Origin of the sequence: Pseudolactococcus raffinolactis NBRC 100932 (genome assembly GCF_001591765.1) — a bacterium.
Lineage (GTDB): Bacteria > Bacillota > Bacilli > Lactobacillales > Streptococcaceae > Pseudolactococcus > Pseudolactococcus raffinolactis.
On record NZ_BCVN01000019.1, the window covers coordinates 22,207 to 37,299 of the forward strand.

Consider the following 15,093-nt stretch of genomic DNA (forward strand, 5'->3'; position numbering starts at 1 on the left):
ACTTGAATCTAGAAGAAGAACCTCTCGGGGTTCTTTTTTTGCTATAATAAAAGTATCATAAATTTATTGGAGATAATTATGGCTAACTTAGCACCTTATATTTCGTCAATCCGCCTGATTGTCGTGATGTTTCCCTTTCTTGCAATTTTACTTTTGTTGCCGTTTTTGATCCGGCAGTATCATCGTTATGGTGCCATCTCAGGTTGGATGGTTGGCGTCAACTATGCCTTCATCTTTTACCTCCTCTGCGCCTATGCCCTGACCATTTTGCCCTTACCGACGGTTGATCAGGTTAGAGCTATGACCGGACCTGTCGAAAATTTACATCTGTTTGACTTTGTTCATGACTTTATCACCTACTCAGGTTTTGTGCTAACACAGCCTAGGACGTGGTTGCATGCAGCTAAAAGCCCGCAGTTTATTCAGCCATTTTTTAATTTGCTCCTGACTTTGCCCTTTGGCATGTTCTTGCGTTACCAGTATAAAAAACGCTTTGTGACGAGCCTGGTTTTAGCTTTTTGTTTGACACTCTCTTTTGAGCTCATTCAACGCTCAGCCTTATTTGGCCTCTATCCTCGCCCTTATCGTCTATTTGATGTCGATGACCTACTCTTGAACACCTGTGGTGCCATGTTGGGGTGGTTAATATCAGGCCCACTTGGGAAAATATTGCCTAAAAAAGAAGACATCGTTGAAACCCTAGAGGAGAGAAGTTATAGAGTCTCTATCAACCGTAAAAGTGTGGCGATTTTGCTTGATCTTACTGTAATTATCGTCTGTGATGTCACCTATAACCTGATCGTGGGTCAACCTCATCAGCTTATTAGCATCCTACTCTATCTTTTTTGGGTTGTTGTACCAGAACTTGTCGGGTGGCCAACTCTTGGTCAAAGACTTGTCCATTTGAAACTGACTGACAAGTCGGGTGGTAAAGCGGGTGTCTTACAGGTAGTGCTGAGAAATCTATTTGGGTATGTCCTGGTCATCGGTTTGTTTGCGGCTGAGCTGTATGTACTGAACCAGACTGGAACAGTTATAGCATCTGAATTAGGAACCTATTATTTTCTCTCCTTGTTTGGCCTTTTTCTGATCCTCGTCTTTGTGATTAGTTTATTTGTCAGCCTATTTACCAAACAATTTTTCCATGAAATTCTCTCAGGCACACGTTTGGTGTCGACCTATCAAAATAAGTCGGAGAAGTAGCTTAAACGTGCTATAATTGACCTATGATTACAAATTATAAGTTAGATAAAAATACCCTCGTTCAGTCAGCTGACGGCCTTGATTTTACACTTTTGACCAAGCCTACGAAAGAAGAAATTGGTCGTCTTGCGACTGCTCATAACTTTCCTTTTGACTATATAGCAGGGATTTTGGATGATGATGAAAATGCTCGTTTTGAGATGGATGACGAAGGAAATCTCTTGCTCTTGCTTCAGTATCCTTGTGTAGAGGATGAAGCTACAGAGGTCTATCCTTTTTCTTTGATCATAAATCCAAAGAAAAAAGACGTCATTTTATCCTTAAACCATGATTATGATTTATCGCCGATTTTCGAGCGTCATTATGATCCGTCACGCTACCAACATGAGCTGATTTTTCAGATCATGAGTACACTCGGACGATCTTTTAATAATTACTTGGCTCAGTTCAAGAAGCGGATGAAGGTGATTGAGAAAGAGCTAGCATTGTCTCAGGAAAATGCGCAAATCATGGAGATAATTCGGTCGCAGAAAAGTCTGATCTATTTTGAGGCAGCGCTTGAGGATAATATCGAAGTCTATCAAAAATTGATGGCTTATTTACGAGATCAGGGTGAGAATGGTTTTTCGGATCGGATTTTTGATATCTATGTTGAAGCAGCACAGGCTTTGACGACGACAGAGATTCAGTTGAAGTTACTTGAAAACTTGAGTGACCTATTTTCCAATATTGTTTCCAATAATTTGAATATCATTATGAAAATTATGACAAGTGCGACATTTATTATGACGATTCCGGCGATTATTGCAGGTTTGTATGGGATGAATGTTAAATTGCCTTTTCAGAATGTATCGTACGCTTTTTGGCTGATTATGGTGGCTGCGACTTTAATTTCTTGGTTGGTTTTTCGCATTATGTTACGGAAACGAATGTTTTAATAACTTTGTGAACTAACACACTTGCAACTTGAAAATGGTACAGATTTAATGATTCCTTAACCTGTTACATAAGAGAAAGTCATAAAACCCTCGTTTTTTACTTGTGTAACCGTTTTCTGTATGATAGAATGGTTATGTAGTATAAAACAGGTGACTTAGGGAATGTCACCTTTCTCGTCAAAAATAGGAGATAATAAAACATGAAAACTGAAGTGACTGAAAACGTTTTTGAAGAAGCATGGGCAGGATTTAAGGGAACAGACTGGAAAGAAAAAGTCAGCATCTCTCGTTTCGTAAAAGACAACCACAAAAATTACGATGGAGATGAATCTTTCCTTGCAGGACCGACAGAACGTTCTTTGAGAATCAAAAACATCATCGAGTCAACGAAAGACCGTTATGAAGCGTCTCAGTTCCCTATGGATACTGATCGCGCAGCGTCAATCGCTGATATCCCAGCTGGTTACATTGACAAAGAAAATGAGCTGATCTACGGACTTCAAAACTCTGAGCTTTTCCGTCTGTCATTCATGCCTAAAGGGGGCGCTCGGATGGCTGAAACAGCCTTGAAAGAGCATGGCTACACACCAGATCCACTCATGCATGAAATCTACACCAAACATGTGACAACAGTTAATGATGGGATTTTCCGTGCTTATACGTCTAATATCCGTAAAGCACGCCACGCCCACACTGTAACTGGTTTGCCAGATGCTTACTCACGTGGTCGTATTATTGGGGTTTATGCACGTTTGGCCCTTTACGGTGCAGATTTCTTGATGAAAGAAAAATTTGCTGACTGGAATGCTATTAAAGAAATCAATGAAGAAACAATTCGTCTTCGTGAAGAAATCAACATGCAATATCAAGCACTTGGTGAAGTTGCAAAACTTGGTGACTTGTATGGCGTAGATGTACGCAAACCTGCCAAAAACGTTAAGGAAGCCATTCAATGGACTAACATTGCCTTCATGGCAGCTTGTCGTGTGATCAATGGTGCGGCAACTTCTCTTGGTCGTGTGCCAATCGTTTTGGATATCTTTGCTGAACGTGACTTGGCGCGTGGGACATTCACAGAGTCAGAAATCCAAGAATTTGTTGATGATTTCGTTTTGAAATTGCGTACTGTTAAGTTTGCACGGACAAAAGAATACGATGCGCTTTATTCAGGTGATCCAACTTTCATCACAACATCAATGGCTGGTGTGGGTAACGACGGTAAACACCGTGTGACAAAAATGGATTACCGATTCTTGAACACCTTGGATAACGTTGGCAACTCACCAGAACCAAACTTGACTGTCCTTTGGGCGAGTGAATTGCCTTATGCCTTCAAACGCTACTGTATGAGTATGAGTCACAAACACTCTTCTATCCAGTATGAAGGCGTGAAAACAATGGCTGAAGATGGTTATGGCGAAATGTCATGTATCTCTTGTTGTGTATCACCACTTGACCCAGAAAACGAAGAAGGTCGTCACAACATTCAGTACTTTGGCGCACGCGTTAATGTCTTGAAAGCCCTCTTAACTGGTATTAATGGTGGTTATGATGATGTGCATCGTGATTACAAAGTTTTCGATATCGATCCAATTAAATCTGATGTTTTAAACTTTGACGAAGTCAAAGCTAACTTTGAAAAATCTCTTGACTGGTTGACTGGCACGTATGTGGATGCCTTGAACATCATCCACTACATGACTGACAAATACAATTATGAAGCAGTTCAAATGGCTTTCTTACCAAGTCACCAACGCGCTAACATGGGATTCGGTATCTGTGGTTTCGCAAATACAGTGGATACTTTGTCAGCCATTAAATACGCAACAGTTAAACCAATCCGCGACGAAAATGGTTACATCTACGATTACGAAACAATCGGTGATTTCCCTCGTTACGGTGAAGATGATGACCGTGCTGATGACATTGCAAAATGGTTGATGGCAGAATACCATAACCGTTTGGCTAGCCATCAATTGCACAAAGATGCAGAAGCAACTGTATCATTGTTGACCATCACATCAAATGTGGCTTATTCTAAACAAACAGGTAACTCGCCAGTTCACCGTGGTGTATTCTTGAATGAAGATGGCACATCAAACATCAGTGAAGTTGAATTCTTCTCACCTGGTGCTAACCCATCTAACAAGGCCAAAGGTGGTTGGTTGCAAAACCTTCGCACACTTGAAAAACTTGAGTTTAAACATGCCAACGATGGTATCTCTCTAACAACGCAAGTTTCACCAAAAGCACTTGGTAAAACACGTGATGAACAAGTGGATAACTTGGTTGACGTCCTCGATGGTTACTTCGAAGATGGTGGTCAACACGTCAACTTGAATGTCATGGACTTGGCTGATGTGAAAGATAAAATCCTTAACGGCGAAGATGTTATCGTTCGTATCTCTGGCTACTGTGTTAACACGAAATACCTTACAAAAGAACAAAAACATGAATTGACACACCGTGTCTTCCACGAAGTTTTGTCAATGGATGTTTAAGTGTCACTTGCTTCAAATACTGAGAAACCGTCTTCTGACGGTTTTTTTGTATCAGTTGCTGTCAAAGGTGCTTGGCCATGGACCGAAGGTCGTGGCAATTGAAGCTTTTAAGGGTGCATGGGGGTGAGAAGTGGAATGACTTCCAAGCCGGTTAAATGGAGGTTTTATGTTAAAATAAGAGTAAGATGTGATGAAGGTGGAGGTATCCTATGTTATACGGAAAAAATGATCAATCCAAGAAGTCGACTTATTTGCAGCCTATTTTTGGGTCTGGTGCGTCGGACCGTGATATTCCTAAATACAAATTAGGGGCGGATCCAATTGAGCCGCGTATTGCTTATCAACTGATTAAGGATGAGCTCTTGGATGAAGGGGCAGCACGGCAAAATTTAGCGACTTTTTGTCAGACCTATATGGAACCTGAGGCCAGCTTGCTCATGGGTGAAACCCTAGAGAAAAACGCCATTGATAAGAGTGAATATCCTCGAACAGCAGAGCTTGAAAACCGCTGTGTCAATATGATTGCGGATCTTTGGCATGCTCCAGAACAAGAGACCTATATGGGAACCTCGACCGTTGGTAGCTCTGAAGCCTGTATGCTAGGTGGTATGGCCATGAAGTTCCGTTGGCGGGCACGGGCTAAAGCTGCTGGCATTGATATTTTAGGCCGCAAGCCTAATCTGGTCATTTCATCCGGCTACCAAGTCTGTTGGGAGAAGTTTGCCGTGTATTTCGATGTCGAGCTACGGGAAGTGCCGATGACGGCGGAAAACATGAGCCTTGATATTTCTGACATTAGCAGTTATTTTGATGACTACACGATTGGTGTTGTGGGGATTCTTGGCATCACTTATACTGGCTGCTACGACGACATTTTAGGATTAGATGCAGTTTTGACCGCCTACAATCAAACTGCAAAAATCAGCATCCCAATTCATGTTGATGCCGCTTCTGGTGGCATGTATACCCCTTTCATGTCGCCTGAACTCAAGTGGGATTTTCAGCTTGATAACGTTGTGTCGATCAATACATCTGGCCATAAGTACGGCCTTGTTTATCCTGGCATCGGGTGGGTACTTTGGCGCGATAAAGCCTATTTGCCAGAGGAGTTGATTTTCAGTGTGTCTTACTTGGGAGGTAACATGCCGACCATGGCCATCAATTTTTCTCGGAGTGCCAGCCCCATCATCGGACAATTCTATAATTTCATGCGCTTTGGCTTTAATGGCTACAAAGCCATTCACCAACGTACTCACGATGTTGCCCGATTCCTAGCCAAGACAGTAGAATCAACTGGTCGTTTTACCCTTTACAATGCAGGTGAGCAGTTACCGATTGTCTGCTACAAGTTAAAAGATGAGAGCAAACAAGAATGGACATTGTATGAACTGGCTGACGTCCTACAAATGAAAGGGTGGCAAGTACCTGCTTATCCACTCCCAGCTGATTTATCAGATACGATTATTCAGCGCTATGTCGTTCGTGCTGATTTGAGTATGAATGTCGCAGAAGAGTTTGCGGAAGATTTCAAATGGGCCATTACTAAATTAGATGACTCACGATTTTTACGTGAAAAAGATGACGATAGACGCGTCCAAGGCTTTACACACTAAAGAATTACCCAAAGTCAAATTTTGGATAAAATAAAAAACTGCTAGTCAATGCAGTTTTTTATTTTGTTATGATTGGATAAGAAATCTCCATTAGTCTTGGCTCATCAATGATTGAAATCTGATCATGATCAATGATAGATTGATCCAGACGTTTTTTGAGGAAAAATTTTTGAATGCCTTCACGTTCATCAGGTCGAATGGCACGGTGCTTATTTGTTATAATAATTTCATAGTGGCTAGCAGCCTTCGTAAAAATAACAGTAGTATTGCCAGCAGAATAAACCTCAACCGTCAAAGCATCTGTATTTCTAAGTTGCTCACGGACAAGATCAGGGTAGTTGTTAGTGACATTGATGATTTTCATAGCTTTCCTCCATATTGTTCTTTAAATCTATTATAGCACTTTTAGTTTGAAAATTAAAAAATTGGAATAGAAAATGTTATAATAGTAACATGAGTAACAAGAAAAAAGTAATCGGGATAACTGGTGGTATTGCTACCGGTAAGTCTGTTGTAACCTCCTATCTTCGGGCACATGGTTATGAAGTCATTGATGCAGATGCTGTTGTAAGAGAGCTACAGGAAGTAGGCGGTGCCTTATATCTAGCAATTCGTGATACATTTGGTGAGGCTTATTTTCTGAAAAATGGCGAATTAGATCGGGCGACCTTCGGTGCTTTAATTTTTTCTGATTCAGTAGCGCGTGGTAAGCTGTCTAATGTGCAAGATACCATCATTCGAACGGAACTTTTCAGACGATGTGAGACCAATCAATCAGAGATTATTTTTATGGATATTCCGCTCTTATTTGAGCGAGATTATACAGGATTTGATGAGACTTGGTTAGTCTATGCTCCCCAAGACATCCAGATCAAACGCCTCATGAAACGCAATAGTTTATCTGAATCAGAAGCGATGTTACGAATCAAGGCGCAGATGCCTATAGATGAGAAGCGCAGTTTAGCCACCAGAATTATCGAAAATTGTGATACAATAGAAGTACTGGAAAATCAATTAGCAAGTTTAATAAGCGAGATTTAGCGGGTACTGTCGGAAGATGGTGTTCGTTTTTTGCAGCGCTTTGGGCTTGGAAAGATTATCACGTTTAGGATAATTTAATAATGATAAATTCGAGTTGATGCATCAATCCAATTGACATCAATTCTGGAAGGAAGTGCTATTATAAAAATCAATTGGAAACGCAATTTGTTAATTGCTTGGTTAGGAACATTTTTCACAGCGGCGAGTATCTCACTCGTTATGCCATTTATGCCCTTGTATGTCGAGAAACTAGGGGTTAGAGGTAGTGCAGTCGAAATCTTTGCAGGGCTTTCAGTGGCAGTAAGTGCCTTAGCCAGTGGTCTTGTTGCTCCTTTATGGGGGAAATTAGCTGACCAAAAAGGTCGACGGGTAATGATGGTACGGGCTTCTGTTGTCATGACTTTTACTATGGGTGCCTTGGCTTTTGTACCAAATGTTTGGTGGCTCTTAGTTATGCGCCTATTGAATGGTCTATTTGCAGGTTATATTCCAAACTCAACTGCCTTGATTGCTAGTCAAGTTCCGAGAGAAAAAAGTGGCTATGCCTTAGGCACTTTATCAACAGGCATGGTAGCCGGTGTCTTAATCGGACCTTCCATAGGTGGCTTTTTAGCCCAAGCTGTTGGTATGGAAAATGTTTTCTTGATCACAGGTGCGGTCTTATTGCTTGTGACTTTGTTGACTATCTTTTTTGTTAAAGAAGATTTTACACCGATTGAAAAGCATGATTTATTGCCGACGAAAGAAGTCTTTGCGCGTGTGAGTAATCGTCAAATCTTACTTGGTTTGTTCATCACAAGTTTTATCTTGCAGCTGACGGTGCAATCGATTGCCCCTATTTTAACCCTCTATATTCGAGAGCTTAATGGTCACACAGGTAACGTGATGATGATTTCAGGCTTCATCGTCTCTTCTGTAGGCTTATCAGCCATGATATCATCAGGAATTCTGGGGAGAATTGGAGATAAAATCGGCAGTCATCGCTTGATTATCATTGGCTTGGTTTATAGCTTTTTGATTTATTTACCCATGGCTTTTGTCAAAACACCTCTGCAACTGGGGATTTTGCGTTTCATGCTAGGTTTCGGTTCAGGTGCTTTGATGCCATCGGTCAATTCCCTACTTTCAAAAATCACGCCACCGGAAGGTATTTCGCGAATTTTTAGTTTTAATCAAATGTTTACAAACTTTGGTCAAGTGGCAGGTCCTTTGTTGGGGAGTGCTATTGCAGGCTATATCAGTTATCGGGCTGTGTTCTTAACGACGAGCTGTTTCGTTTTATTTAACCTTATCTGGTCGCTCTTTAATTTTAGAAAATTGTTAGGGGTACGAGATATTGCGAGTTAAAATTAACCTCAAATGTACCAAATGTGGTCAACAAAACTATATTTCGTCTAAAAATAAAGCGACCCATCCGGATAAAGTGCAAGTTTTAAAGTATTGTCCGAAAGATCGTAAAGTCATCATGCATATCGAAACCTGAACGATTCGAAGTAAATGGGATATTAAATCAGGTTGAAAGAGATGTAAACCGAACATTGATAGAAAGTTGTTAGAAAATTTCAACACCTTTCTTTTTTTTAGATTAAAAAATGATATAATGGAATTTAATCACTATAACTACTCAAATGTTTAGTCTTCGATGCGACTGCCGCAAAGAAAATGGACTAGGGTAGAAAGCAGGTAGTGAGATGATCAAGCATGTTCTAGTCGTTGTCAGAGACGATAACTAGAGCGTGCCTACTTAAAGGATAATAGTTGCGTAACAGACGCAATGATATGACAATGAAAGAACTCAAAAAAAGACACTTTATAAACTACTCAATTCTCATCCCCTATCTGATTTTATCGGTACTAGGCCTGATTATGGTCTTCTCAGCCACCGTTCCTCATCAGATAGAACTTGGCTTGCCGCCCTATCAACTTTTCCGAAATCAAACCATTTTCTTTGCTTTTTCGTTAGTCATGATTGTGGTCATTTATCGCATCAAGGTGGATAAGTTGAGAAGTCGCAACTGGTTTGGCATTTTGATTCCAGTTATGCTTGTTTTATTGTTCATAGCCAGATTTTTTGTGCCAACGGTAAATGGAGCACACGGTTGGATTATTATTCCTGGGATTGGTAGTATTCAGCCAGCTGAATATCTAAAACTCGTTGCCGTTTGGTTTTTATCAGCTACCTTTGCTAGCAAACAAGAAAAAATTCGGACTTATGATCTCAATGCCTTATTTGATCGCAATCAATTCTGGGTCAACTTTATTACTGGTTGGCGTGTTTGGATGGTTGCCATGATCGGTGCTGTTGTGATCATGCCTGATATGGGGAATGCCTTGCTGATTATCATTAGTTCGGCAACAGTCCTTGCGGTTAGTGGTGTTTCTTATCGCTGGGGAACAGGCTTTATGAAAATATTTGGCTCCCTAACACTAGCGATTTTAGCCTTGCTTAAAATTACAGGTGGTAATGTCATTCCTAGTTTCTTTGGCTCGATTGCCTATGTCAATAAACGCTTTATTGCCTTTGCCAATCCCTTTCAGGATACGGGAGATTCAGGTCACCAATTGATTAATGGCTATTATGCCATTTCAAATGGGGGCTGGTTCGGTAGAGGTTTGGGTAATTCAATCGAGAAAAAAGGCTATCTACCAGAAGCCCACACTGACTTCATTTTCGCAATTGTGATTGAGGAGTTAGGCTTGATTGGTGGAATTATTATCCTAGGGATTCTCTTCTTCCTGATTATGCGCATTTTCATGGTTGGGATTAAGGCCAAAGACCCTTTTAATAGTATGATGGCAATCGGTGTCGGCGGGATTTTGTTTGCACAGGTGCTGGTTAATATCGGTGGGATTTCAGGTTTGATTCCTTCTACAGGTGTAACCTTCCCCTTCCTGAGTCAAGGTGGGAATTCGCTCCTGACCCTATCAGTTGGGATAGGCTTTGTCCTCAACATTTCCGCAGATGAAAAACGACGAGAGTTAGCGGAAATGACAGCCAAATATGATTTTTCTGAACTCTCGTCAACTGCCTTGCGTGACTAGTTATCATGCAGGTACGACATATCTAGGTATACTGAAACATTGATGCGACAACTTTTCTAGACTGTGAATCCACAGTCTTTAAAGAAAACTTTTATTTCTGTAAAAAATTGAAAGGCTTTATATATGAAAAAACTACTAGTTGCTAACCGTGGCGAAATTGCTATCCGTGTCTTCCGTGCTTGTAACGAGTTGGGTATCTCAACCGTAGCGATTTATGCGAAAGAAGATGAGTATTCTGTTCACCGCTTTAAAGCAGATGAAGCATACCAAGTTGGTGCTGGCAAGAAACCGATTGATGCATACCTTGATATTGATGATATCGTGCGTATTGCACTTGAATCTGGTGCTGAAGCTGTTCACCCAGGTTATGGTTTGTTATCAGAAAACATTGACTTTGCGCGTAAGGTTGAAGCAGCTGGTTTGATTTTTGTTGGACCAACTTTGCATCATCTTGATATTTTCGGGGATAAAATTAAGGCTAAAGAGGCCTCTATTGCAGCTGGTGTCGGGTCTATTCCAGGGACAGAAGGTCCTGTTGACTTGGAAGGTGCCCTTGAATTTGGTCGTACTTTTGGTTACCCTGTCATGATCAAAGCTGCCCTTGGTGGTGGTGGTCGAGGCATGCGTGTTGCCCATAATGAAGACGAAGCGCGTGATGGCTATGCGCGTGCCGCATCAGAAGCCAAATCAGCTTTTGGTTCAGATGAAATTTACGTCGAAAAATACATCACCAACCCGAAACATATCGAAGTTCAAATCCTCGGCGATTCCCATGGCAATGTGGTGCATTTATATGAGCGTGACTGTTCTGTTCAACGTCGGAATCAAAAGGTTATCGAAGTTGCACCTAGTGTAGGGATGCCTGATGAGTTACGTCAACGCATTTGTGATGCTGCAGTCAAACTCTGCAAACATGTCGGATATGTCAATGCCGGAACTGTTGAGTTTTTAGTCAAAGACAATGAATTCTATTTCATCGAAGTCAATCCACGTGTTCAAGTTGAGCATACTATTACAGAAGTTGTGACAGGCATTGATATTGTCCAAGCTCAGATTTTAATCGCTGAGGGTGCTGACCTTCACAAAGATGTCAAGATCCCTGAACAGGATAAAATTCCATTGCTCGGTTCTGCCATCCAATGTCGAATCACAACTGAAGACCCTGAAAATAATTTCCTACCTGACACAGGTAAAATTGATACTTATCGTTCACCAGGTGGTTTTGGCGTCCGTCTTGATGTCGGAAATGCCTACTCTGGTTATGAAGTAACCCCTTACTTTGACAGCTTACTCGTTAAGGTTATTACAAATGCGACTGATTTTAAGGAAGCCATTCGTAAGATGGATCGTTGTCTACGTGAATTCCGGATTCGTGGTGTTAAAACTAATATTCCGTTCTTGAGAAATGTCCTCAATCACCCAGAATTTATTTCGGGAGATGCCAAGACAACCTTTATTGACAGTACACCAGAACTCTTTGATTTACCGCGTTTACGAGATCGTGGCAATAAAACGATGAAATATATCGCTAATATCACTGTCAACGGCTTCCCAGGCATTAATCAAACATCTAAACCTTATTTTGATGAAACACGCTACCCTAAAGTGAAGAAAATTGAAACGCTAACGACTAAGAATATTCTGGATGCGCAAGGCGCAGATGCAGTTGTGGATTATGTCAAGTCTCGCAAGGAAGTGCTGTTGACGGATACGACTTTCCGCGATGCCCATCAAAGTCTTCTGGCAACACGCGTGCGCTTACAAGATATGAAACAAGTCGCATCAGCAGTGGACCAAGGCTTACCAAATCTGTTTTCTGCTGAGATGTGGGGTGGGGCAACCTTTGACGTGGCTTATCGTTTTCTGAACGAAAGTCCTTGGTATCGCTTGCGTGAACTCCGAAAATTAATGCCTAATACCATGTTCCAAATGCTCTTTCGTGGGTCGAATGCGGTTGGTTATCAAAACTATCCGGATAATGTCATCCAAGAATTTATCAAGATTGCAGCTCAAGAAGGCATGGATGTATTCCGCGTCTTTGATTCACTCAACTGGCTGCCACAGATGGAGCAATCGATTCAGGCTGTGCGTGATACAGGGAAGATCGTTGAAGCAACCATGTGTTATACGGGTGATATTTTAGACAATGATCGTCAAAAATATAATATCAAATATTATAAAGATCTGGCTAAAGAACTTGAAGCAACGGGTGCGCACATCCTAGCCATTAAAGATATGGCAGGGATTTTGAAACCACAAGCGGCTTATCGTTTGATTTCAGAGTTGAAAGAGACGGTTGATATTCCACTCCACCTGCATACCCATGATACTTCTGGTAATGGCATTATTACCTGTTCTGCGGCGGTAACGGCAGGTGTTGATATCGTTGATGTGGCAACGGCAGCTATGTCATCAGGAACTAGTCAACCAAGTATGTCATCGCTTTATTATGCTTTAGAAAATGGCAACCGAGCGCCTGAATTAGATATTGATAATGCGTCACAAATCAACCATTACTGGGAAGATGTTCGTAAATTCTATGCCCCGTTTGAAAAAGGATTGACAAGCCCGCAAACGGAAGTTTACTCGCATGAAATGCCCGGAGGTCAATATACTAACCTACAATCACAGGCAACTGCTGTTGGCTTGGGCTTGCGCTTTGATGAAGTGAAAGCCATGTATCACACGGTTAATATGATGTTCGGTGATATCATCAAGGTGACACCATCTTCAAAAGTTGTCGGCGATATGGCACTTTTCATGGTGCAAAATGACCTGACGGAAGAAGATATCTATGAAAAAGGGGACACGCTTAGCTTCCCTGAGTCTGTGATTAGCTTCTTTGCAGGTGATTTAGGTCAACCAGTTGGTGGTTTCCCAGAGAAATTACAAAAAATTATTCTCAAAGACAAACCTTTTATCACAGACCGTCCTGGTTTGCACGCAGCACCTGTTAATTTTGATGATGTGGTTGCTGAGTTGACTGAGAAGTTAGGCTATAAACCAGGTCAACACGAAGTCTTGAGTTATATCCTTTATCCGCAAGTCTTTCTTGATTACCAAAAAATGCAAAATGAGTTTGGTAGTGTCACATTGCTTGATACACCGACTTTCTTTAATGGTATGCGTGTGGGTGAGAAGATTTCTGTTGAAATTGAAAAAGGTAAAGTCTTGCTGATCCACTTGGATAGCATCTCTGAGCCGGATAGCGAAGGTAATAGAACACTCTTCTTTAACCTGAATGGACAACGCCGTGAGGTGATTGTTAAGGATACGTCAATAAAAACGACGACTATTGTTAAAGAAAAAGCAGAGCCTTCTAATCCGCATCATGTCGGTGCAACCATGCCTGGTTCAGTCGTGACTATTCTTGTTAAACCTGATGAGAAAGTTGTCAAAGGACAACCGCTCATGGTGACAGAAGCGATGAAGATGGAGACAACCATTGAGGCGCCATTTGATGGTGAGATTAAGAGAATCTATGTAAAGGCAGCAGAAGCGATTGCCACCCAAGATTTATTGATCGAGATGAAATAACAATAAGCGCTAAAAACTTACGAGTCCGAGCTTTAAGGGAACGTAAGTTTTTTTGCTTAAGGAAATATAATGTAAATTTATCTGCAATTTTCAGTAAAAAAGTGGTAAAAATTGAAGAAAATAAAATAAATCCACGAAAAACTAGAATAATCCTTCACAAAGTGGTATAATTAACTCGTTAAATAAATTTTGGAGGAACTTAAGAAATGGCAATCGTTTCAGCAGAAAAATTCGTTGCAGCAGCTCGTGAAAACGGCTACGCAATCGGTGGATTCAATACAAACAACTTGGAGTGGACGCAAGCTATCTTGCGTGCAGCTCAAGCTAAACAAGCTCCAGTACTTATCCAAACGTCTATGGGCGCTGGTAAATACATGGGTGGCTACAAAACAGCTAAATACATCATTGAAAACCTTGTAGAATCAATGAACATCACTGTACCAGTTGCAATTCACCTTGACCACGGTCACTATGAAGATGCTAAAGAAGTTATCGAAGTTGGTTACACATCTTTGATGTTTGATGGTTCACATCTTCCAATCGCTGAAAACCTTGAAAAAACTAAAGAAATCGTTGAGCTTGCTCACGCTAAAGGTATCTCAGTCGAAGCTGAAGTTGGTACTATCGGTGGTGAAGAAGATGGTATCGTCGGTTCTGGTGAACTAGCACCAATCGAAGATGCAGTTGAAATGGTTAAAACAGGGATTGACTTCCTTGCGGCTGGTATCGGTAACATCCATGGTCCTTACCCAGCTAACTGGACTGGTCTTGACTTGGATCACCTTAAAAAATTAACTGACGCTGTTCCTGGTTTCCCAATCGTACTTCACGGTGGTTCTGGTATCCCTGATGACCAAATCCGTACAGCAATCGAAATGGGTGTTGCCAAAGTTAACGTTAACACTGAATCACAACAAGCTTTTGCAGCAGCAACTCGTCAATTTGCACGTGACTACGATGCTAACGAAGCTGACTACGAAGCTAAAAAATTGTTTGACCCACGTAAATTCCTTAAACCAGGTATTGACGCAGTTCAAGCAGCAGTTGAAGAACGTATCGACGTTTTCGGTTCTGCAAATAAGGCCTAAGCCTTATTCTGCGAAGTAATCTTTGATTGTGAGCAAACAAAGCTTAATTAAGTTTTAAAACATGAATAAATCAACGTTTGTCAGTGATGGCAGACGTTTTTTTGATGAGGAATTGAGATTATACATCAAA

The 15,093-nt window shown here is 41.1% G+C and carries 11 protein-coding genes; 10 read left to right on the top strand and 1 reads right to left on the bottom strand.

Annotated elements, in window-relative coordinates; all coding sequences use genetic code 11:
* Nucleotides 1-78: 78 nt before the first annotated feature.
* From LRA01S_RS06735 to gad, 4 genes are all read left to right on the top strand, one after another.
* Nucleotides 79-1,203 carry a VanZ family protein gene (locus LRA01S_RS06735; RefSeq protein WP_061774870.1) on the top strand — a complete coding sequence of 375 codons (1,125 nt, stop codon included), beginning with the start codon at nucleotides 79-81 and terminating at the stop codon, nucleotides 1,201-1,203.
* Between the two features lie 23 nt (nucleotides 1,204-1,226).
* Entirely contained in the window at nucleotides 1,227-2,141 is a 915-nt protein-coding gene (locus LRA01S_RS06740; RefSeq protein ID WP_061774871.1) for a magnesium transporter CorA family protein, read from the top strand.
* 200 nt (nucleotides 2,142-2,341) lie between these two features.
* Nucleotides 2,342-4,642: a formate C-acetyltransferase gene (gene pflB / locus LRA01S_RS06745; protein WP_061774872.1), complete on the top strand. Its 2,301-nt coding sequence runs from the start codon at nucleotides 2,342-2,344 to the stop codon at nucleotides 4,640-4,642.
* 209 nt (nucleotides 4,643-4,851) lie between these two features.
* On the top strand, nucleotides 4,852-6,255 hold the full coding sequence (gene gad, locus LRA01S_RS06750) for a glutamate decarboxylase (protein ID WP_061774873.1): 1,404 nt from the start codon (nucleotides 4,852-4,854) through the stop codon (nucleotides 6,253-6,255).
* 58 nt (nucleotides 6,256-6,313) lie between these two features.
* Here gad and LRA01S_RS06755 read toward each other — a convergent pair whose 3' ends face one another.
* The gene (locus LRA01S_RS06755) at nucleotides 6,314-6,619 is read right to left on the bottom strand and encodes a DUF1827 family protein (RefSeq protein ID WP_061774874.1); all 306 of its coding nucleotides are present in this window, start codon (nucleotides 6,617-6,619) and stop codon (nucleotides 6,314-6,316) included.
* 89 nt (nucleotides 6,620-6,708) lie between these two features.
* On the opposite strand from LRA01S_RS06755, the gene coaE reads away from it, so the two are divergent.
* The 6 genes from coaE (at nucleotide 6,709) to LRA01S_RS06780 (ending at nucleotide 14,963) form a co-directional block, all read left to right on the top strand.
* Nucleotides 6,709-7,296: a dephospho-CoA kinase gene (gene coaE / locus LRA01S_RS06760; protein ID WP_061774875.1), complete on the top strand. Its 588-nt coding sequence runs from the start codon at nucleotides 6,709-6,711 to the stop codon at nucleotides 7,294-7,296.
* Between the two features lie 141 nt (nucleotides 7,297-7,437).
* A complete protein-coding gene (locus LRA01S_RS06765; RefSeq protein ID WP_061774880.1) occupies nucleotides 7,438-8,643 on the top strand; it encodes a multidrug efflux MFS transporter in 1,206 nt (401 codons plus the stop codon).
* Nucleotides 8,633-8,779, top strand: coding sequence for a 50S ribosomal protein L33 (gene rpmG / locus LRA01S_RS10785; protein ID WP_072353592.1), 147 nt, complete (start codon nucleotides 8,633-8,635; stop codon nucleotides 8,777-8,779). Before LRA01S_RS06765 ends, rpmG begins: the two co-directional genes overlap by 11 nt.
* 302 nt (nucleotides 8,780-9,081) lie before the next feature.
* Nucleotides 9,082-10,338 (top strand): FtsW/RodA/SpoVE family cell cycle protein, encoded by a 1,257-nt coding sequence (locus tag LRA01S_RS06770; RefSeq protein WP_061774881.1) that lies wholly within the window; start codon nucleotides 9,082-9,084, stop codon nucleotides 10,336-10,338.
* 123 nt (nucleotides 10,339-10,461) lie between these two features.
* Nucleotides 10,462-13,875 carry a pyruvate carboxylase gene (locus LRA01S_RS06775; protein ID WP_061774876.1) on the top strand — a complete coding sequence of 1,138 codons (3,414 nt, stop codon included), beginning with the start codon at nucleotides 10,462-10,464 and terminating at the stop codon, nucleotides 13,873-13,875.
* A 206-nt stretch (nucleotides 13,876-14,081) separates the two neighbouring features.
* A complete protein-coding gene (locus LRA01S_RS06780) occupies nucleotides 14,082-14,963 on the top strand; it encodes a class II fructose-bisphosphate aldolase (RefSeq protein WP_061774877.1) in 882 nt (293 codons plus the stop codon).
* Nucleotides 14,964-15,093: the final 130 nt, after the last annotated feature.

Bases quoted from the DNA above. Each gene is read 5' to 3' on its own strand.
- LRA01S_RS06735 (WP_061774870.1), top strand. From the start codon at position 79: ATGGCTAACTTAGCACCTTATATTTCGTCAATCCGCCTGATTGTCGTG.
- LRA01S_RS06740 (WP_061774871.1), top strand. From the start codon at position 1,227: ATGATTACAAATTATAAGTTAGATAAAAATACCCTCGTTCAGTCAGCT.
- pflB (WP_061774872.1), top strand. From the start codon at position 2,342: ATGAAAACTGAAGTGACTGAAAACGTTTTTGAAGAAGCATGGGCAGGA.
- gad (WP_061774873.1), top strand. From the start codon at position 4,852: ATGTTATACGGAAAAAATGATCAATCCAAGAAGTCGACTTATTTGCAG.
- LRA01S_RS06755 (WP_061774874.1), bottom strand. From the start codon at position 6,619: ATGAAAATCATCAATGTCACTAACAACTACCCTGATCTTGTCCGTGAG.
- coaE (WP_061774875.1), top strand. From the start codon at position 6,709: ATGAGTAACAAGAAAAAAGTAATCGGGATAACTGGTGGTATTGCTACC.
- LRA01S_RS06770 (WP_061774881.1), top strand. From the start codon at position 9,082: ATGAAAGAACTCAAAAAAAGACACTTTATAAACTACTCAATTCTCATC.
- LRA01S_RS06775 (WP_061774876.1), top strand. From the start codon at position 10,462: ATGAAAAAACTACTAGTTGCTAACCGTGGCGAAATTGCTATCCGTGTC.
- LRA01S_RS06780 (WP_061774877.1), top strand. From the start codon at position 14,082: ATGGCAATCGTTTCAGCAGAAAAATTCGTTGCAGCAGCTCGTGAAAAC.